At 36.9% G+C, this 21,388-nt stretch carries 14 protein-coding genes; 5 read left to right on the top strand and 9 right to left on the bottom strand.

Annotated features, from left to right (window positions below):
* Positions 1-84: 84 nt before the first annotated feature.
* From AC3CH7_RS20835 to AC3CH7_RS20825, 3 genes are all read left to right on the top strand, one after another.
* Complete coding sequence (locus tag AC3CH7_RS20835) at positions 85-4,281, top strand: S8 family serine peptidase (protein ID WP_488381866.1); 4,197 nt, start codon at positions 85-87, stop codon at positions 4,279-4,281.
* 479 nt (positions 4,282-4,760) lie between these two features.
* Positions 4,761-5,633, top strand: coding sequence for a LysM peptidoglycan-binding and 3D domain-containing protein (locus tag AC3CH7_RS20830; protein WP_332292092.1), 873 nt, complete (start codon positions 4,761-4,763; stop codon positions 5,631-5,633).
* A 327-nt stretch (positions 5,634-5,960) separates the two neighbouring features.
* Positions 5,961-6,419, top strand: a complete 459-nt coding sequence (locus AC3CH7_RS20825; protein WP_031416817.1) for a staygreen family protein — start codon at positions 5,961-5,963, stop codon at positions 6,417-6,419.
* Positions 6,420-6,721: 302 nt separating this feature from the next.
* Here the strand turns inward: AC3CH7_RS20825 and AC3CH7_RS20820 are convergent, their stop codons facing one another.
* A complete protein-coding gene (locus AC3CH7_RS20820) occupies positions 6,722-7,681 on the bottom strand; it encodes a proline dehydrogenase family protein (RefSeq protein ID WP_488381865.1) in 960 nt (319 codons plus the stop codon).
* Positions 7,682-7,794: 113 nt separating this feature from the next.
* On the opposite strand from AC3CH7_RS20820, the gene pdxR reads away from it, so the two are divergent.
* Positions 7,795-9,186 carry a MocR-like pyridoxine biosynthesis transcription factor PdxR gene (gene pdxR, locus AC3CH7_RS20815; RefSeq protein WP_012296182.1) on the top strand — a complete coding sequence of 464 codons (1,392 nt, stop codon included), beginning with the start codon at positions 7,795-7,797 and terminating at the stop codon, positions 9,184-9,186.
* 223 nt (positions 9,187-9,409) lie between these two features.
* On the opposite strand, the gene AC3CH7_RS20810 is transcribed toward pdxR, so the two are convergent.
* Positions 9,410-11,218 (bottom strand): methyl-accepting chemotaxis protein, encoded by a 1,809-nt coding sequence (locus AC3CH7_RS20810; RefSeq protein WP_488381864.1) that lies wholly within the window; start codon positions 11,216-11,218, stop codon positions 9,410-9,412.
* Between the two features lie 943 nt (positions 11,219-12,161).
* On the opposite strand from AC3CH7_RS20810, the gene AC3CH7_RS20805 reads away from it, so the two are divergent.
* Positions 12,162-14,060: a BMQ_0737 family morphogenetic spore coat protein gene (locus tag AC3CH7_RS20805; protein WP_488381863.1), complete on the top strand. Its 1,899-nt coding sequence runs from the start codon at positions 12,162-12,164 to the stop codon at positions 14,058-14,060.
* A gap of 97 nt (positions 14,061-14,157) precedes the next feature.
* Here the strand turns inward: AC3CH7_RS20805 and rlmH are convergent, their stop codons facing one another.
* From rlmH to walK, 7 genes are all read right to left on the bottom strand, one after another.
* Positions 14,158-14,637, bottom strand: coding sequence for a 23S rRNA (pseudouridine(1915)-N(3))-methyltransferase RlmH (gene rlmH, locus AC3CH7_RS20800; protein ID WP_012296196.1), 480 nt, complete (start codon positions 14,635-14,637; stop codon positions 14,158-14,160).
* 90 nt (positions 14,638-14,727) lie between these two features.
* Positions 14,728-14,892 (bottom strand): CxxH/CxxC protein, encoded by a 165-nt coding sequence (locus AC3CH7_RS20795; RefSeq protein WP_036163672.1) that lies wholly within the window; start codon positions 14,890-14,892, stop codon positions 14,728-14,730.
* A 245-nt stretch (positions 14,893-15,137) separates the two neighbouring features.
* A complete protein-coding gene (locus AC3CH7_RS20790; RefSeq protein ID WP_036163673.1) occupies positions 15,138-16,436 on the bottom strand; it encodes a S1C family serine protease in 1,299 nt (432 codons plus the stop codon).
* Positions 16,437-16,601: 165 nt separating this feature from the next.
* Complete coding sequence (locus AC3CH7_RS20785) at positions 16,602-17,390, bottom strand: MBL fold metallo-hydrolase (RefSeq protein ID WP_031415812.1); 789 nt, start codon at positions 17,388-17,390, stop codon at positions 16,602-16,604.
* Complete coding sequence (locus AC3CH7_RS20780) at positions 17,390-18,211, bottom strand: two-component system regulatory protein YycI (protein ID WP_488381862.1); 822 nt, start codon at positions 18,209-18,211, stop codon at positions 17,390-17,392. The genes AC3CH7_RS20785 and AC3CH7_RS20780 overlap by 1 nt, the downstream gene beginning before the upstream one ends.
* Positions 18,198-19,523 carry a YycH family regulatory protein gene (locus tag AC3CH7_RS20775; protein WP_031415815.1) on the bottom strand — a complete coding sequence of 442 codons (1,326 nt, stop codon included), beginning with the start codon at positions 19,521-19,523 and terminating at the stop codon, positions 18,198-18,200. Before AC3CH7_RS20775 ends, AC3CH7_RS20780 begins: the two co-directional genes overlap by 14 nt.
* On the bottom strand, positions 19,520-21,385 hold the full coding sequence (gene walK, locus AC3CH7_RS20770; protein ID WP_036162489.1) for a cell wall metabolism sensor histidine kinase WalK: 1,866 nt from the start codon (positions 21,383-21,385) through the stop codon (positions 19,520-19,522). Before walK ends, AC3CH7_RS20775 begins: the two co-directional genes overlap by 4 nt.
* Positions 21,386-21,388: the final 3 nt, after the last annotated feature.

Genomic DNA, 21,388 nt, shown 5'->3' with positions numbered 1-21,388 from the left:
TCGAATTAGTTAGATTGTGATAAATTGGAAATATCACACTAAACTGAAAAGTGTGACAATTAAGGGTAGGGGAGGAAATGCGATTTGAAAAATTTTAAGTTTATGAAGTTTTTAAGTAGTATTCTAGTTTTCGTTATGGTGCTCTCTTTATTGGTTCCATTGTCGAGTGCTAGTGCTGAAGATTCGAAACCATTCAAACCGGATAGTCAAAATGAAAGTATTATCCAACTAAAAGCGGCTATTGCGGAACAGCTAAGCCTGTCTAAAGATGGTCCAACTCTTCACGAAAGCTTAGAAAATGTATCAGGCAATCAACAGGTTCCAGTCATTGTCCATTTATCTGAAAAGCCTGTTGCATTAGAGCAGGGAATAAGCGAAATCAATGGGGAAAAATTCTCTAAGGCTCAAGCAAAAGAAGTTCGCTCCAATGTAAAAGTACAACAAGCACAAGTAAAAAAAGAGTTAGCTACTAAAAAGGTACAGCTGACTCAAGGATACACATTTGATACTGTTTTAAACGGTTTTGCGGCAACTGTAAAAGCAAACGATCTTCCGAAACTGCTTACAGTAGAAGGCATTACATTAATCGAACCTGATGTTATTGTTCACGCATCCGAAGAGGATACGGCGAAATCATCAGAACTTATTAAAGAAGACCTATTAGAAGCTCAAATGAATACAAGTAATTCTTTTCTTGGCATCGAAGAGCTTTGGAAGGAAGGACTTGAAGGACAAGGAATAAAAGTAGCCGTGTTAGATACTGGTATTGATGTAGATCACCCTGAGTTTGCTGGAATTTATAAAGGTGGAAAAAACTTTATTCCAAATTCATCCACTTATACGAAGCCTCGGGCAGATAATGATGCATCAGAAACATCGCCTTCAGAGCGTCCAGCTGGGACACCTGAATTTAATGAAAAAGGAAGCGCGTTCTATACTTCTCACGGTACACATGTTGCTGGAACAATTGCAGCAATCGGTGCTAACGAATACGGCATTAAAGGGATTGCTCCAAAAGTAGACCTTTATGCTTACCGTGTTCTTGGAGCATATGGAAGTGGTGCTACATCTGGTATTGTTAAAGCAATTGAAACGGCTGTCATTGAAAAAATGGACATTATCAACCTTTCACTTGGCGGTGGAGCTAACACTGAAACAGATGCTGGTTCATTTGCTATAAATAATGCAATGATAGCTGGAACAATCGGAGTAGTTGCAACAGGGAACTCTGGTCCAAATCGAGGAACAATGGGCACTCCTGCAACCGCTCGCCTAGGAATCGCTGTTGGTAACACAACAAATCCAGAAACAATGTACAACGGGGAAGTGAAAGTTACAGTTGGCAACTACAACTTAACTAAACAGCTTCCATTAATGGGGACTACTTTCGGGAAAAATGTAGCTACACAGCTTCAAGGAGAATTTGATCTAGTTGCTGTTCCTGGAAATGGAGAAGTAAAAGACTTTCAAGGAATTGATGTAAACGGTAAAGTGGCATTAATTTCGCGTGGCAGTATCGCCTTCGTTGATAAAATTGCAAATGCAAAGGCAAATGGAGCTGTCGCAACTATTATTCATAACTTTGCAGGTGGATCAAATGCACCGGACATTTCGGGCACATTCCTTGGTGATGCATTCGAATATCTGCCAACATTTGATATGTCCCAAACGGATGGCAATGCAATTCGCGCTGCATTAGCGGGCGGAAAAGGCAAAGTAAGCTTTAGTAAATTTGCTTCTACAAAGACACTAGGAGATGATGTAAACTCTTCTAGTTCACGTGGACCATCTACTCCAAACTTTGATATTAAACCAGATGTAAGTGCACCTGGTACAAATATTATGTCAACGATTCCAATGTATAAAAAGGATTTCCCAGATGCGGATTATGCGGAAGCTTATGGTCGCAAAACAGGAACTTCTATGGCAACTCCTCATATCGCAGGTATTGTGGCATTAGTTAAACAAGCCAATCCTAATTGGAATGCGTTTGATGTAAAAGTGGCATTGTCTAATACAGCACAGGTATTAGATAAAACAAAATACGATGTGTTTTCTCAAGGTGCTGGGCGTGTCAATGCGTATGCTGCAGCTCATCCAGAAATTCTTGCTTATGCACTTGATAGCGCAATTCTAGATGGAACGGGTGCAGTTACAGAAAACTTGAAAGGTACAGTTACTTTCGGTCCACAAACAATTAAGGATCAGGATATTTCTGTAACGAAACAAGTTTTAGTAAAAGACATTAAAGGAAACGGTGGCAATTATAATGTATCGGTTGATGTGACCAAAACATTTGGTGATGCAACTGTTACAGTAGATCAGCCAACATTTAACCTAAACGGTGAGCAAATTTTAAATATTACATTAACTGCTTCACAAGCTACGGCGCCAAACGGCTCTGAAATACTAGGATATATTTACATTAATGGAGGAGATACAGAAATCTCATTACCATTCGCTGCTGACCTTGGCGGTGAGGCAGTAACGGAAATTAAAGATTATAAGATTACAGAAACAGACCTATCCTTTAACGGAGATGGCGTGAAAGACTCAGCGGTCCTTTCATTCACATTAACTGGAGATGTAACAACTAACTATATCGAGCTTTGGGATATTATGAATCCTGAAGGTGGAGAATACGGAGACGGCTATATTGGTTATCTCCATGCAGGTACAGCGCTAGGAAAAGGCTCTTATACACTGAATGTTGGTGGGCAGTACAAACCATGGGGATCAGAACCTGCCACAAAGATTCCAGATGGTCTATATACAATTGACTTCACTGGTCTTGCAGCATCAGGTCAAGTTTCCGGTTATGTTGGACCTATTGTCGTGAAAACGACTAAACCAGAAATTACGGGTTCAGTGGCTGAAGGTGTCGCTACAGGACAAGTAACAGATAAATATATCGACTACAATGAAGAGTTAGCTTTATATGATTTAAATTACAATTTAAATGATAAATTAAAAGCTTCCTATATTGCGACGGTAAATGGCCAAGTAAAAGCGCCAGTTGCTTTTGAGTTAAATCAAGATGGTAGCTTTACATTCCCAGTAACAGCGGAAACTAATGCTGTCTCAGTAGTAATTACGGATGCTGCCGGGAATGTTGGTGAAGCAAAAATATATGAAAAAGAGATAGTAGAACCTGTAGTTACCCTGTCTGTAAATCCAACTGAGCTAGACCTAACAGTTGGGGAAACTGCACAGCTTAAGGTAACGGAAACCTCTACACCTGCAGAAGGTGATGCAACGGAGGAAGACGTAACGTCAAAAGCTACGTATGCTGTTGAGGATAAAAATGTTGCAACAGTAGCAAATGGATTAGTAACTGCCGTAGGTAAAGGCACAACTACAATTACTATTTCATACGGTGAAAATACTGTTACGTTAAATGTTACAGTTGAAGAACCTGTTGTAGTAGAACCAAACGTAACACTAGAAATTGACCAAGCACAGGTTGAAACTAGTATCGGTAAAGAAGTTACCGTTAAGATTACTGAAGTAACTACTGTCAATGGTCAAACAACAGTAAAAGATGTTACCAAGCTTGCAACCTACGAAGTAGCGAATGATCAAATAGCTACTGTCAGAGCAGGCATTGTAAAAGGAAAAGGTCAAGGGACTACGACAATTACGGTAACGTATGGTGACCACACACTAACATTTGATGTGTTAGTTGAAAAGCCAGGCAATGGCAATGGTAATGGCAACGGTAACGGCAATGGTAACGGTAATGGCAACGGCAATGGCAATGGCAATGGCAATGGCAATGGCAATGGTAACGGCAATGGCAATGGCAATGGCAATGGCAATGGCAATGGCAATGGCAATGGCAATGGTAATGGTAATGGTAATGGTAACGGCAATGGCAATGGCAATGGCAATGGCAATGGTAATGGTAATGGTAATGGCAATGGTAACGGCAATGGTAACGGCAATGGTAATGGTAATGGTAATGGTAACGGTAACGGTAACGGCAATGGTAACGGCAATGGTAACGGCAATGGTAACGGCAATGGTAATGGTAATGGTAATGGTAATGGTAATGGTAATGGTAATGGTAATGGTAATGGCAATGGCAATGGCAATGGCAATGGCAATGGCAATGGTAATGGTAATGGTAACGGTAACGGTAACGGCAATGGTAACGGTAATGGTAACGGTAATGGTAACGGTAATGGTAACGGCAATGGTAATGGTAATGGTAATGGTAACGGCAATGGTAATGGTAACGGCAATAAAAATAATCTTGAAGTTACAAAACTTGAGCCATAATTCACCTCCATTCAAACAAAAAGGGAAATTGCTCTATGCAATTTCTCTTTTTAATTTCTTATAAGGACATGCTTACTATGACTTATTCTTATAGATGCTCTCACTAAATACTTTAAATCAATCCAAAATAGCATCATTTATTGTAGATGCTTTTTCGTTTTCAACATAATGCATATATACATACCGTACTTACTTATGATATGGTTCATCGTATTTAGTGTAATGGTGGTTTTATTTAACTCTCTACCTCTCCCAAATTAATGTCATCTGTTGTAAATGTATAAACATTATCATATTTAGCCCTTAACGAATCAGGTATCTTCATTACAAAAATAGGATCATTTAATAGTAGCAATATAATTGCAATATAAATGCCATGAACGAAATCAAATTAACACCCCCTTGTTCTTTTTCTCAGAAAAATCTATGTTACGATGACTTTACATTAACAACTAAGAACGCACATGGAGGATTAATGAATGCTTAAAAAAATAATTTCAATTGTACCAGTTGCAATGCTTTCGGCAACTTTAGGTGCTAATGTTCAAGCCGCAACAATTACCGTACAAAAAGGAGATACTCTTTGGGATTTATCTCGTGCACATAATACTTCTGTAGAAAATATCAAAACATTGAATCATATTACTACTAACCTTATTCAACCTGGCGATGTCCTTACCATTGCACAACAATATACCGTTAAGCAAGGTGATACACTATGGGACATAGCTCTAAATCATCAAGTCACTGTTTCCCAAATTAAAGAATGGAACCAGTTACATACAGACCTCATTCATCCGGGTTTACATCTATCTATTATTGATGGGACAAAAACTAATACAGCTATAACTGACAAACCAATAAAGCCTGCAAAGGAAACTACAACTTCAGTAACAAATCATAAAACTGCAATGGAGAGTAAACCTGAAGAAACTGTTTCATCAACAAGTAAAACAGCTTCAAAGGATCGTGTCCCAGAAGTGACCGCTCCATCAACAAATAATACTGCTCCAAAAGAGAATACGCCTGAAGCAATTACGCCCTCATCAAATACTACTGCTTCAAAGGAACTTATAGTAGAAGCTTCGGCCTATACGGCCTCATGTGAAGGATGTTCCGGTATTACTGCTACTGGAATTAACCTTAAAACAAACCCACATGCGAAGGTCATCTCAGTTGACCCAACTGTCATTCCATTGGGTAGTAAAGTTTATGTGGAAGGCTACGGTGAAGCAATCGCAGGAGATACTGGCGGTGCCATTAATGGAAATCGAATCGATGTCTTTTTTCCTTCTCAACAAGATGCCATTAATTTTGGAGTGAAGCAATTAAAGGTCACAATATTAGACTAGCTTAACCAGCCTAATAAACAGCGAATGTTAAATTGTTAGAAGATGAGAATGATGGGTATAAGTTATCCATTAACTTACAGATTAATCGTAAAAATATTGGAATTAACAAATTGAAACATTATGCCACTAGAGAAATGGACCCTGAAGTATTGTTCTACAGGGTCTATATTTCGTTCATTTGTACATATCATCAAATAAAAAATGTAAAAGTTTAATACATTTCCCGTAAAACATAAGCCGCTCTATAAAAACTTAATACATATGACTTTTAACTATTTAATAGGTTTATACCTGCATATTGATAGAAAAATGAATGGAGTTGATAGCTTGGGAAAGTTCGACCCAGAAAAACTATTCGTTCAATATAGGCATGGTATAACTACAATGAAACCTGTCATTCCAAGACGTTATACACTTACTCACTCAGATGATACTGGCGATCTATTTTTAACGATAGGAAATGAGTATGCTTGGGATAAAGTGAATACTAAGATGAGAGATGAGGTCTTAGGTGAGTGGATTACTAATGGGGAATGCTTTTATTTCTATTTATATTTATATATAGAACAAGGAGAATACAATCAAAATGCAGCTGCAAAACGCAATGAAATATTTAGGCGTGAGTTACCACTTGCACTAACAGCCATTCGATATGGAGATAGATCACTATTTAATCAATACCCTAAACTTGATAGCGCTCATATTATCGTGAACTTTATATCCACTTATCCTCAATTTGCTAGGCAAGAGAATTGGGGTACATTCAGTAGTTATAGCAATCATTGAAGAAAACTCGCTATATTGATTTCCACCAACACAAGAAAAAGGACATAAAGGCGAAAAACAATGATAAATAAAATTAAACCACCTAAAACGCTGACATTCCAACGCTCTAGGTGGTCTTTTCAAAACCGCACTTACTTATGATACGGTTCACCGTAATAAGGATAAGTGAGGTTTTTATTTAAGTTACATTAGTTTCTTATTTTATAGACAAGTTTTTCTTATTTTTGTCCTCATTCAGACATAAACAACTCCGATTATCAGTAATAGCAAAGAGTTTAAACTGTTAGTACAGATCCATCTATTCAATCTACTACACTACTTGCTCTAAGTGATTCATTAATAATATCAGTTACTGCTAAATATAAATTTTCTGGTTGTTCTGCAATTCGATGACAAAGGTACAAATACCACTCACTTCCATACGTTAAATAGACTCTACAACGATATTCCTTCGTTCTTAATTCATTGAGTAACTCTGGACGTACACCATACAGCATCTCTACTTCAACATTCGATTTATGAAGATATTGACGTCGCTCTATCTCTTGAATAAGCGTTTCATCATGCGTGGCGATTGATATCGGGTGGTTTGCATTCACTAACTGTTCAACATACTCAAGATAACGGCTATTCAGTTCTTCTGATCTGATCATGGCTATATCAACAGGCTCTTGAAAAGCCCCTTTTACAAGTCTTATTTTTCCTGGATATTGAATAAGTTCTTGTAAATCTACCTCTGTACGATAAAGATGAGCTTGTATAGTTATTCCAATATTTGTGTAGTTTTTTGCTATTTTTTTATAAAGAGTGAGAATATCACTTGTCTTAGAGGATTCTTCCATACTTATCATTAAAGTTATTCCATACCATTGAGCTTTTTGTGCGAGCTCTTCAAGGTACTGATAAGCAATCTCATCGTTAATAGAAAGGCCTATATGAGATAAATCAAATGATACAGTTTGTTTTAAAGACAATATCCCCATTTCCTCAATTACTTGTAGAATCTCATCCTTTGCCCTTTTACATTCCGATAAATCGGTTGTATTTTCCCCAATATATTCTATGGAGATATTATAATTATCCTCGAGATATTCACGTGCAACCGTGATGACATCCTCTCTCTTTTCTCCTGTTACATATCTTTTTGCTGCTTTCCATAATAACGGATAGAGCTCTGTTGATTTTTGCACAGCATATTTCAAGCGCTCATCTCGTGCTGCGCTTTTTAAGGCTTGAATCACTAATTCTTCTGCTTTTTTCATATTTATTCCTCCTCTTGGATATTGATAAATACTTTATCATGATATAATTGGTTACTGTAGAACCACTTTAAGGAGATTTTAAAGGTACCACTTTTATATCGGAGGGATGAAAAATGTTATGGATACCTATTGATCGAGCATTAGATATTCCTTTAAATCGTCAAATCTATCAACAAATACGCGAAAAAATTTTACGTGGACACCTCCATGCAGGAGAAAAGCTAGCATCAACACGCGAGCTTTCAGTAGAATTGAAAGTATCAAGGAATGTCATTTTAGAAGCTTATGATCAGTTACTGGCCGAAGGGTTTTTAATTGCACGAAGAGGAGCCGGTACATTTGTTGCAGAGGGGGCGTTATTAACACAACAGACAAAGCCTTTTATTACAGATAAAGTAGGAAATTTGATAGCAGGGAAAGAAGTTATAAATTTTCGCTCGGGTATCCCTGCACTCAACTTGTTTCCTCGTAAAACATGGGCTAAGATAAGTCATCAACTTTGGCACGATAGTGAACCTTCCACTTTGGGATATGGAGTACCAGAGGGGCGCATAGAATTAAGGCAAACCCTTGCCTATTACCTATTAAAAACAAGAGGCGTTGAATGTCATCCAGAGCAAATTATCATTACATCTGGTGCTACACAAGCAATGATGCTTGTATCGAGATTGCTGTTATCACCTAATGATATAGCTATTATGGAAGATCCTATTACGAATGATATTCAAACCATCTTTAAGAACTCTGGTGCCACAATCTATCCAATACCGGTAGATGAATTGGGAATGAAAACGCCTCTATTACCCGACAATATGGACCCTAAACTAGTGTTTTTAACACCCTCTCACCAATTTCCATTAGGAAGTACATTACCAATTCAACGTAGAATTCAATTAATTGAGTATGCTAGAAAGAATCATTGCTTTTTAATTGAGGATGATTATGACAGTGAGTTTCGCTACGAAGGCCCACCTGTTAGCTCTTTGCAGGGCCTTGATCCAGAGCTTGTTCTCTACATCGGCTCTTTTAGTAAAATTCTCTCTCCGGCACTACGAATAGGATACATTGTCCTTCCAACACAGCTTATCGAAAAATGTCGCCAATTGAAATGGTTTACAGACTTACACACACCTTCCTTGGATCAACTTACCCTTTCTCGTTTTATCCAGGAGGGCTACATGGAAAGACATATCACAAAAATGAAAAAGTTTTATAAAAGTCAACGTGATTTTCTTATACAATGCTTACAATTAACTTTTTCACATAAAGTAAAGATATTCGGCTACTCTACAGGTATGCATTTAATTGCAGAATTTGAGAAGATAGAATTTACGCAAAACTTATTACTGAAAATTGAACAATTTGGTGTAAAGGTTTACCCTGTAGAGGATCATACAATTAAAAAGGGAATTTATAATAACAGATTAATTATTGGCTATGGTCATTTACAAAAAAATGAAATTGAACTAGGCGTCACTAGACTATTTCAAGCCATCAATAATTAGGAGAATATCTATGTTAGCTTCTATTGAAAAACCATCCAATCGCCATATCATATCAACTGCCCCTTTCAGTAGATGCCTTAGATGATTCTCCCATGCCGATGTAAATTATATTCATTTCAAAGTAAAAAAGCTTAAGCTGAAATATCAGCTTAAGCAAAAACCACCTTAACTTATTATGATAAGGTTCTCCGTAACCTGTCTAAGTGCGGTTTTAACTAGTAACCTACTTTACACGGAAACGGTCAACACTCTGTTTCAATTCATCCGCCAGCCCATAAAGCATAGCTGCAAAACTGGCTACCTCTTGCATGGCTGCAAGTTGTTCTTCTGATGAAGCGGCGATGTGAGCGGAATCGGCTGAAGAAGAATCTGCGATACCCTCCAGCACTGTTAGTGAAGCTGCAACTAACTCACTTCCTGATGACAGTTGTTCCGAAGCAGCAGATACTTCGTCAATCTGATCGGACACTTTCTGAATCGACTCCACGATCGAACTAAATGTTTGCCCTGCCTTATTTGCAATGTGTGTACCTACCTGGGCCTCTGTCATTGATTTATCCAAAGAAACCACTGTTTTACTCGTGTGATCGCTGATACCTTGGAGGATGTCAGTTATTTTCTCCGAAGAGATTTTGGACCGTTCAGCGAGTATACGAATTTCTTGAGCCACAACGGCAAAACCTTTACCATGCTCGCCTGCTCTCGATGCCTCAATCGATGCGTTAAGTGCAAGCAAATTGGTCTGATTAGCAATGCTACCTATTAATGTAACCATTTCACTAACTTGATCGCTTAATTTCTTCAGTCCATGGATTGCTTCGACCGATGTTTTCAAGTTTTGTTCAATTGTGCTCATTTGAGCAACTGTTGTTTCTATATCCTTCATTCCTGCATTTGCGCTATCTGCTGTAACCGAGGCCAATTCTGATACGACGGAGGATGCATCTACGATTCTATGAATACCCATTCCCATTTCCTTCATTGATTGTTGACACTCATTAGTGTGACGAAGTTGTTCATCGAGCCCAACAGCAATGTTTTGAATGGCATCTGTGATTTCTTGTGTAGCTGTTTCGGTTTGGGCAGCGCTTTCTTGTAATTGAGAAGAAGATACAGCAACTTCATTCGAAGATTTTTGTATGTTATGGGTCAATACCCGAAGTCCGTTAATCATCTGATTAAATGAACTTGCAGCCTTACCAATCTCATTATGGTTCAGTACAGGAATTTCAACGGTTAAATCACCTTTCGAAGCATGTTCAGACACTTCAGCTAAACGTGCAAGCGGGCGCAACATTTTACGAAGAATGAATACAACCAACCCAATTAACATAAGTACAAAAAAAATACCAACCGTGATATTCGTCCATAGAATCCGTTGAAGTTCCTTTTTAACAATCCCGTAATCGAAATCGACACCGAACAACGCAACTGGTTTCCCACTTTCGTCATTAATCGGCGCTAAATACGAGATGAAAGTCCCACCTTCATCAGTGTAAACATCAGTTAATGTGCTACCGTTTCTCATTGCATCTTCGTAATTTTTAAGAAATTCCGAATCTATTTCATATAACGTACCTAACTCTTCAGCATATTCACCTGGATCTCGACCATACTCTGAGTTATATAAGTATTCTTTGCCATCCTTCCTGATAATGTCCGGTGTTAATAAATAGACATCCACTACCATTTCATTAGATTTCATGGAATTCAAACTATTGGGGAGTTCCTCGAATGGTTTTCCCTCCAATGGTTGATGCTCAAGAATTGTCTTCGTTGCTTCGGCAACAAGAGGTTCATTTTGTTGAGTTATAGATTTGAATACTTTTCCATATTCATCAAATTGGCGAAAATACGCTCCACGTTGATCGCGTATGGACAGGGAAATCATTAATCCGATAACGATAATTATAAGGGCGGAGAGAAATAACGAGCTCGTCAATACTAAACTTCTAGATTTTGCTTTTTCAGAGAACTTAGTGTTCCTCCTGGTATTTAATAATTTTTTTCTTCCAATCAAGGGAAAACCCATTTTCATTACACCTTCTATTTTAGCTTTTATCTATAATAATACATATTGTTACGATTTAGATCCCTGCTTCACGCAAATATGTAATCCTTTTTATTGTGATGGAGGGCTTAATATTTATAGTAATACACTGTTTCAAATCAACCAGTTATACATAAGTTATACATAAATTATACAATTATAAAATATTTGGAGCAAAGTTTATTTTAGTTCCTCTTTATCCCCTGTTCATCAAAGTTAGCAGCAAAGGTATTGAGCTATATTATAAAATAATTTAAATTTTGTTTACTTGAATTTTAGCTGTCAGGGAAGAACCAGGGTTTTCTATAACAATTACAATCGGATAAAATTTAATAATAATAGAGAATGTACTTTCATAATCTCTATGTGTCATAGCATTATACTTAGCAAAAGAAAATAAAAACAGCCCAACTAATCTCTTAGTTAGACTGTCATCTCACAGCTATTTTCAACTTTATTAATAATTAATCTTCAGTACTGTAGAATACCTCACTTACTTATGATATGGTTCTCCGTAACTGATGTAAATGCGATTTTATACAAGTTTGATAGTTAATTCTATTAAATTTTCTTCATTACCATTCTTGTCCCTCTACAAATTATTGCAACAGTAATTTGTCATCATTGATATCCAAGTGTTAAAAAAGTATTACTATTGAATTAACTCTATTTTAGAATAGATTTCTATTACTCGAAAAATCAATTAAGTAATCTTTGTTGATGCCCTATTTAATCAGCTTCAACGAGAAAACATTCTGCAAATTCTATATGATTTAAATTTTATTTCGCTAATAGTGAATATATATATTGAAAACTTGGCTAATTACCTTAAAATTTTTAGGCAACGTACATACAATAATTTGATTAGATTAAAAAGGAGCGAATAAATGTCTATGAACAAACTTAAGTCGAGTAATGGGCAGTTATGGTAAGCGTCGTTTCCTGTTTTCTATCCGATAATCAGGGGCTGCCACTTGAACCAAATTTACCTGGAAGCATCATTTATAAAGAATTAACTTCAGAAAATTCACGTTCTGAAAAATGTGTAGTTCTCCCAGATGGATCCCATGTCAAACTTCAACAAGTAAAGATTCTAATCAGTGGCTTTGTGACTATTGTATTGGATAACGGAACACAACATACAGAACCTTTTTCTGAAACAAAACTAATCGTGCTATGTGCACCTAATGGCACACAAATTACCTGTTCATATACTGATTTTCATTGTTTCTCTCAAACCGTTTATTCTGATGACATCTTCCAAGGACTATTACTTTTTGTGGATTTTTGTTTATCGGTACAATCTTCATTTAACACTGTTATAAATATTACAACTCAATTTTGTAATCCAAGGGAAAATATATCAATTATCAAGACTATTCTTCCAGACCAATACCCTTTAATTTTACTTGATAAAGATCCAAAAACATCTACACCTCAACAAGATGAAAATCTATGTATAAAAGTCCCTAAAGTATATGATTGGGTTACCACACCAATTAAAATTCCACAGATTAATATCCCCTTTTCTTGTGTATACGAAGTAGCGCTCACTACTGGTCCTTGTAATGGGATTGCCGTAGGAGATTTTATTTGTAAACCTTGTACAGGTATGTGTGAAGAGACTTTAATTTGTAGTAATCAAAGTTGTACATTATTTTTAACTAGTATTTCTACCGACTGTATGTTTTGCCCTATAGGTGGAATTATTCTCTCATCAGACTTTGTTTGTACTACACCAAGTGGACGTGTACTTAATGTTAATTCAGGTAAGTACTATAACGACATTCAACCAGCGATTAATGACGCTGTAACTGATAATACTCTTATTGTTTTTCCAGGGACCTTTGTTGAAGCTACTCCTATTACTGTAAGTAAGCCGCTAACAATTACAGGTCTTTCCGCACTAAATACAGTTGTTGAGTTTCCAAATCCACCAGTAGAATCGAATCTGTATATAACTGCAGATAATGTAACTATTAAAAATCTTCATTTTATTAGCCCGACCATTACAGCTGCTGATGATGTATCGTTATTGAGAATAGAACATGCTCCTGGAAATGGTCTATATGATAATATTACGTTTGATAACGTAATTATTGAAGGAGGACCAAAGCGTCTCGCCATTATCAATGCTTCAAATATTTCCATTATTAATTCAACGTTTATTCATACAGGTACTCGTCACGCAATAGAATTAAGAAGCGGAACAGGCACGATGAATATCTCTGGCAACACTTTTTCAGGTGGACCCAATAGCCAAGACGCTATTATATTTCAGGTTGACACACCTACAGACACTTTTAGCGATGCCACTTATATTATCCAAAATAACAACATGACACGATTTTCTCATTTCGTATTATTTAACCTGGCAGCTAGCCAGAATATCTCTATAAATGTATCCCATAATACTGTTAACCAACTAGATCGACCTGGACCGACCATTACATTTATTCCTCCTACAGATCCCTATACTTTTTCAACAATTACACCTATTCTCATTGAAAATAATCAAATTACAAACCCAAATCCACCTATCGATAATATAGACCCGTTTTCAGTATCAAGTAACCTATCCGTTTATGTAGACTACACCTACACACTTGGGTTGCCGACATCCATCCCAGCAAATGGCCAGATACAAGTCTATAACAACAGTTTTAATGTCGCCTTACCATGGGGATTGGTAGCACCTCTCCCATTTGTTTATGATGTCGTTTTTTCAAGTGATCCAGTTGGTTATAATACAACTTTTGCACCTGGAACCATGTCATTAAGTGCTTTTGATCTTATGGGTAATGTCTCAACAGCTATTGTATGATAGATTCATTAATATAGGCCTTTCAATGAAGGAAAGATTGGTCCTCTTGTTGATATACACTTTCTTTTAAATAGTTTTCTCCGTTGAAAAACCGCACTTACTTATGATACGGTTCTCCCTTCATAATTCTAAAGCTTCGGTAAACCTGCTCTACGAGTACGAGCTTCATGAGCTGGTGGGGTAAGGTCATTTTGCCGAAGGATTGTTGCTCGTCGGCTCTTTTTAGGACGTCTTCGTGTAAGCCCAGAGAGCCGCCGATAACGAAGGCAATTTTGCTTTTGCCGTAGGTCATGAGAGATTCAAGATCAGCCGCCATTTGTTCAGAGGTTTTCATTTTGCCATTGATAGCGAGAGCAATTACATATGTGTCTGTACTTATTTTGGCTAGTATGCGTTCTCCCTCTTTTTTCTTCACGATTTCCATTTCTGCATCACTAAGCTGCTCGGGTGCTTTTTCGTCAGCTACCTCAATCAAATCTATTTTTGCATAGCCACCAAGTCGTTTTACGTACTCATCAATCCCCATTTTTAAGTACTTTTCTTTTAACTTACCGACTGATACAATCGTTATATTCACACGTTATCCACCTTTACAATTCATTTACAAACAAATTATCCACAAAAGTTATCAACATATCCACAAGTCGTTGCTATATATTGTGTAAAGTTATTTACTTGATACAATATATTCTGCTGGCTTTTCGCAGTAGCTACACTTTGTGGATAACTTTTGATCCTCTTCGATTTTATCCATAATTGGGAACACTTTTTGCTCTGCTACAAACATGTCTAAAGCGTGTTCTATATGGCTTTCACAGCTGTAATTTTCCATTTTTTGATGTCTCCTTATTTTCCGAAATTTCCACAAACTTATTCACATTTCGGTCTATGTTATCCACAATCTATTGTATCAAAGGAATAGCATCTATGGAAGAAGCCCCTTTTTCTCACTGTTTATTGTATAAAATCAGTATTCGCAATTTTCTAGTTATCCACAATATTTTATTAAAATACTTCTTTATCTCCACAAAAAAGCAGTGGAGATTATTTTTCAATCCCCACTGCTATTCATCTTTTTTACAATGAATTACCGTTTGTTAATGTAAGTGATAGTTCTACTAATTTACCTTGTCGGTAAACTTTTAATGTTAATTGATCACCAATTTTTTTCTCATTATATAGGTGTTTACGCAAATCAATAGCTGTTTCAATTTTTTGACCATCCATTTCCACAATCACATCATATTGTTGGACACCTGCTTTTGAAGCTGCAGAGTTATTCATTACATCTGTGATTACAACACCTGTTGTTACCTCAGCAGGTAATTTTAATGTTTGTTGTTGATAGAAGGCTGGGACATCTGTTAAGTCAGCTAATGAAATTCCCATAGTTGGACGTTTCATTTCACCATTTTTCTCTAGCTCCTCAATAATTGGAATGGCTGAATTAATTGGAATAGAGAAACCTAGACCTTCTACAGAGGATTGTGCAATCTTCATGGAGTTAATTCCTATTAACTCCCCAGCTAAATTGACAAGTGCTCCTCCACTATTCCCTGGATTAATGGCTGCATCTGTTTGTAATACTTCTTGTTGCCAGTCTTCTGTGCCATCACCGTTTAAGTCTACTGGTACAGAACGATCCTTACCTGAAACAACGCCTGTTGTCACAGAGCCATAGAAGTCTAAGCCAAGTGGATTACCAATTGCTATAACAGTTTCCCCTTGCTTTAACACATCAGAGTTACCAAATGTCGCTACTGTTTTTACATTCTTTGAGCTAATTGAAATGACAGCAAGATCTGTCCAAACATCGTGGCCCACTAATTCTGCCTGCTCTTTTGTTCCATCAGGCATTGTGACCTCTAATTGTTTAGCTCCTTCAATTACGTGATTATTTGTTACAATAAAGGCTTTATTACCTTCAATTTTATAAACTACACCGGAACCGCTTCCCGCTTCTTTTGTTGTTGTCGATTGAGGGCTCCAAAATCCTCCACTTGTTACTTCTTGGATATTAGTAATACCCACTACGGCCGGAGAGGCTTTATCAACGGCTTTTGTAACATCTGTCGTCACCTCTGTGGCAACTTGGTTTATGGTTGTATCATTTTTCCCTGTATTACTCGATGTTGTACCAGGCATTTGGTTGACCAGACCCGGCATCATCAGCCATACAAGTAAGGCACCAATAATGACACCGACCAAGCCACTAAAGAAATAACCACCTTTTCCTCCGCCTCCACCTTTCTTTTTATGACGCTTGGCTTGCATTTCTTGCTCCTCGCGCTCTAATCTTTCTTGAAGAGGTGATTTCGGGATTTCTTCATTTTTTAGGAAATCACTGTTTTTATCATCATCTTGAAAGTAACTCATGTTCCTCATCCTTTCCTATACTGCTTTTGTTAATTGTTACCCTAATCTTACGATTCAAACATTAAAATCAGATGAAAAACAAATAAAATGGACATAAAAATAGCTGCTCGACACATTACTTCAAATGTGTCGAACAGCTTTAAGTCTTACCTAAATAAATAGTCGTTAAACCGTAACCAATTTTGTTGGCTCCTCTGCATCGGTATCAAAGAGATGAACATGCTCGCCAACCATAATGCCACAGGACTGTAAGGTTTGTGAGACACTCATGCGTGCTAGTTCTTTCATATTATTATCCTTACTTAAATGCGAAAGATAGATATTCGTAGTCTTATCAAATACAACCTCACTCATTGCAATCGCTGCATCTTCATTGGATACATGTCCTACATCGCTTAAAATACGACGTTTAATGGACCAAGGATAACGTCCCATTTGAAGCATATTAACATCATGATTACTTTCAAAAACAAACGAGTCAGCTCCGCGTATAATACCTTTCATACGATCACTAACATACCCTGTATCCGTGATAATAACAAGCTTGCGATTATCCTCATGGAACGTGTAGAACATTGGATCTGCTGCATCATGTGAAACAGCAAAGGATTCAACCGCTAAAGAGCCAAAATGCTTCACTGTATCCATATCAAATTCAAAGCGTTGCTCTACAGGAACTTCACCAATTAGTCCGTCCATTGCCTGCCATGTTTTGGCGTTTGCATAAATCGGTACACTATATTTTCGTGCCAGTACGCCTATCCCTTTAATATGATCACTATGCTCGTGTGTAACGAAAATACCACTAAGCTGCTTCACATTACGATCGATCTTTGTAAATAGCTGCTCCATCTTTTTGCCACTAAGGCCCGCATCGACGATAAAAGCGTAATCATCATTCTCTACATAAATCGAATTCCCTGTACTGCCACTTGCTAAAACACTAAATCGCATTATTCAACTCCCCAGTCTTCTTCTTCGCCCTCTTGCTTGTCCTCCTGGATTTCAATGACTTTGCCTTCGACTGCATTGACAAAATACTCTTCTGTTTCTCCATCCGATAATTTCACTCGTATCTCCCATGTTGGCACTAATACCTGTGTACGAGTTAATTTAACAAGTGTTGAGTAACCTAACTTCATTTGCGTAATACGTGAATCTGGCTTGAGCGGTCCTTTTGCATATAAAGTTTGAATAATTTGAAGTGGAGGAATGACAGTTTCCTGTTGTTCCATTTCTTCAATATTATCAATCATTGTTTGTTCATACATTGTTACTTCATTGTTGGTATTCCATTTAATTTTCAATGAACCATTATAATAGAACATTCGATTATTCGTTTTTTGGAAAAAAACAGCGACTCGTTCTTCACAGTCTACTTTCCACAAAGCATAGGATGCTCCTTCATTTACGTTTGCAAGAGCAAAATCCGTAAAGCTTGCATCATCACTCACATTACGTAATTTAACAGGCTTGATGAAAATAGCACGTGCCTTTGTATTATTGTCCCTAAATTTTATTTGTTGATTGCTATTACTAAATTCATCTGTTGTGAATTTATGCACTTGAGCTGTCATATACGAAGCAGATTCAATATTATTTGGTAATGTGCCGTACGTAATATTATCATCCTTTAAACGAGCTTCTATTGTTTTTTCACCTGGAACCTCAATATCTTTCGCCTCATTATAGCGATTTACATAAAGTGAATATAAGAAGATGTTTAGAATTAAAAAAACGAATATAAAAATAGATTTTGTTCTATTCCAATCCATTTTTAACACCTCCTAAAACTTCAGGGGTTAGTTTAATCCAAGATCCATTACGAATGACAAACCAACATGGTTCAAATGTAAATATATTTAGTTCTTGATTTTGTGTTAAATAATAGCCCAAAACAATTTCATCAATATCTGCTAAGGCAATATTATTCGCATTTTTTAATCTTTCAGCAATATCTGCACCCGAAGGTAATTCCTTGATTTCCTTTTCAGCCTCAATATCCATATCTAATGAGAAATATGGACGTTTATAATGGAAAATCCGGCTATCTCCCCAAATTGTCGTCATTCGGGTAATGACATGATTACTATAGACCGGTAATCCCTGCAAATATAATTGATAATCCATTTGATTTTTATTGGTGCTAGTTGAAGCATAGCGGAAATCTGCAGTAAATCCTCCATGCTCGTTAATAAATTCAAAGCTATCTTTTAGAAGTTTTGAAGGCTCAATTCTAATACTGCTTTCTGCAGCTGGATAAACATAGTTTAATGACTTTAGATTTGTATCTAATGTCATTAATGACATACCATCTGTATATTTTTCAGAAGATGCACTTTCAACATTACGTCGCACTATATTTGGATCTGTAAATAACACATTTTTAAATAATTCTGGTGTGATTTCTTCAATATAGTACGTAAATTTTACAGATTCCATTTTATTGCTATCTACATAAAGGGCTGTTTGATTTTCTCGCTCAATTTCTTTAAAAGCGCCATATTTTTTTGCAGGCTCTATGACTTCTTGTATAAATTGGCTCATGTTTGGCACGCTGACATGTGAGCGGAATAATGATTGGTTATTCCCACTAATGTAATAAACCATTAACTCTTTGGTGTTCGAATTACTCCAGTCAATAATCATACGATTGAAGGTTGTTTCTGGTAACTCTTTTTCAGCAAACTGAAAAATTGTGTTAAATGCTGAAAATGGAACCTCACCAGTGAAGAAGATGGTCATTCGATGATCTGCTCCAATAATTTGATTCACATAGTTTGGTGAAAGATTGTTGTTAACAGGCTCTAAATCTAGGACGTTCCAGCCTTTAAATGTTTTCATCAAATTCTTCATCGCATTGTTAGATACTGTGCCTGTAAATTCTTCATCAAAACGGAAAATAGCCTTGTATGGACGAATAATATCCTCCATTTCCTTTTGCGGCTTAATTAAAATTTCCTTTCGCTCTGTATTTTCAATATATTTATAATCCGGTGTGTACGTCCAAATTAAAAAGGTTAGAATCACACTTAGCATGACAAGTAGAAATAAAACAGCAGATTTAACTGGCTCTATATATTTCATTCCCACTCACCCGCCTCACCAAATTCATCTGCATCGTATGGTAATGTGAAGAAAATTGTCGTGCCTTGCCCTTCCTCACTCTCAGCCCAAATCTTCCCGCCATGTGCTTCAATCATTTCCCGCGCAATAGCAAGTCCCAAGCCTGTTCCTCCCATGGAACGAGCACGGGCACGATCAACACGGTAGAAGCGATCAAAAATGCGGCCTACATTTTCTTTAGGAATCCCCATGCCATCATCTGAAATCATGACTTTCAACATATCGCCTTGTCCAGTGAACCCAAAGCGTATATTCCCACCGTCTGGTGAATATTTGATGGCATTTGAAATGATATTATCAATGACCTGTGTCACCTTATCCGTATCAATTTCTACATAAAAGGAGGTTTCAGGGAATAATCGTGCAAACTGTACTTTATCAGACTTGGACATTTCAAAACGATCGATAATTCGGTTAAAGAATGAATTGAATAAGACAATATCTTTATTTAACTCATAATCTGAACTATCCATTCGTGATAATTGCAATAAATCATTGACTAGTCGAATCATACGTTCTGTTTCAGTTTGCGTTACATTTAAAAAGGTAGGCGCAATATTTTCATCCTTCCATGCACCATCTGCTAGTGCCTCGAGATAGCTACGCATTGTTGTTAATGGTGTTCTTAATTCATGTGATACATTCGATACAAACTCTCGACGATCCATTTCTATCTTTTCCTGCTCTGTTATATCGTGTAGTACAGTTATAAGACCATTAATAAAGCCTGTCTCTTTTTGAATAACCGAGAAATTGGCACGTAATATATAAGGAGCATCTGACGTACTAAAATTTAAATTGATAGCATCGCTCATATGAATTAAATCTTCAAAGCTATATTCCTGATCAATCCCCAATACCGAGGCAATGGGACGACCTAATGTAATATCTCTTGAAATATGCAGTAACTGCAGCGCCGGGTCATTAATTAAAATAATACGTCCCTTGCGATCTGTCGCAATAACGCCATCCGTCATATTACTAAGGACTGAGTCTAACTTTCGCCGCTCTGCATCAGTAGTGGATTGTGCCTCTTGCAAACGATTCGTTAAATGATTAAAGGTAACGGCAAGCTGACCTATTTCATCCGTACCATATACTCTTACCTTGCGAGAATAGTTGCCCTTTGCCATCGCTTGAGCCTGCTTTCGCATATCAGCAATTGGTTGTGTAATTGTTCGCGCAACGAGAATACCTAAAAAGATGGTAAAGACTAACGACATAGCTGTACCGCCAAGGAAAATACGGTTAATTTCATTCATTTGTTCAAAAACGGACTCAATATTCGCTTCAATATATAGAACACCAATAATTTCATCATCTGGCCCTGCACCAGCTCGAATTGGGTTTGCTAATACCCATACTCGATTCCTCGTTTTGTTATCAAGTTTAATGATATCAAAGAGCGTTTCAGCAGATATAGCACGACGCACAAGGTCTGTGTTAGAGCGTTGTCCTATTAAATTTTGATTCTCAAGCTCAGATGTTGCCAGTATCCTTTGTCTATCATCAATGACACGAATTTCTAAAATATCACCATTAGAAACATCTCTTAAACCAGTTGAAAACTCCATAACGATTGATTTCAAGCTTTCCTCTAGTTTAGGCATGCTTTCATCGCGTTCCTTTAAAATTTCCTCACGAAGACTATATTGCATCAAGTCAACTCGCTGAAAAATAGAATCTTGGAAGTTGCTCTTCAAATTTTGTTCTAACTGACGGGCGAAATAAATACCGATAATTTGTAAAGCAAGCAATATTAATAAAATATAAATTAGCACGAGTTTGACATGAATGGATTTAAAGAAGCTCACTTTCTGCATTCC

It is taken from the genome of Lysinibacillus sp. F12, from assembly GCF_057773605.1.
This window is presented reverse-complemented; position numbering and strand designations above follow the sequence as displayed.

What these genes read in the sequence shown, in the direction of transcription:
- AC3CH7_RS20830 (WP_332292092.1), top strand. Translation starts at nt 4,761, where the DNA reads ATGCTTAAAAAAATAATTTCAATTGTACCAGTTGCAATGCTTTCGGCA.
- AC3CH7_RS20820 (WP_488381865.1), bottom strand. Translation starts at nt 7,681, where the DNA reads ATGAAAAAAGCAGAAGAATTAGTGATTCAAGCCTTAAAAAGCGCAGCA.
- pdxR (WP_012296182.1), top strand. Translation starts at nt 7,795, where the DNA reads ATGTTATGGATACCTATTGATCGAGCATTAGATATTCCTTTAAATCGT.
- AC3CH7_RS20810 (WP_488381864.1), bottom strand. Translation starts at nt 11,218, where the DNA reads ATGGGTTTTCCCTTGATTGGAAGAAAAAAATTATTAAATACCAGGAGG.
- AC3CH7_RS20805 (WP_488381863.1), top strand. Translation starts at nt 12,162, where the DNA reads ATGGTAAGCGTCGTTTCCTGTTTTCTATCCGATAATCAGGGGCTGCCA.
- AC3CH7_RS20795 (WP_036163672.1), bottom strand. Translation starts at nt 14,892, where the DNA reads ATGGAAAATTACAGCTGTGAAAGCCATATAGAACACGCTTTAGACATG.
- AC3CH7_RS20790 (WP_036163673.1), bottom strand. Translation starts at nt 16,436, where the DNA reads ATGAGTTACTTTCAAGATGATGATAAAAACAGTGATTTCCTAAAAAAT.
- AC3CH7_RS20785 (WP_031415812.1), bottom strand. Translation starts at nt 17,390, where the DNA reads ATGCGATTTAGTGTTTTAGCAAGTGGCAGTACAGGGAATTCGATTTAT.
- AC3CH7_RS20780 (WP_488381862.1), bottom strand. Translation starts at nt 18,211, where the DNA reads ATGGATTGGAATAGAACAAAATCTATTTTTATATTCGTTTTTTTAATT.
- AC3CH7_RS20775 (WP_031415815.1), bottom strand. Translation starts at nt 19,523, where the DNA reads ATGAAATATATAGAGCCAGTTAAATCTGCTGTTTTATTTCTACTTGTC.
- walK (WP_036162489.1), bottom strand. Translation starts at nt 21,385, where the DNA reads ATGCAGAAAGTGAGCTTCTTTAAATCCATTCATGTCAAACTCGTGCTA.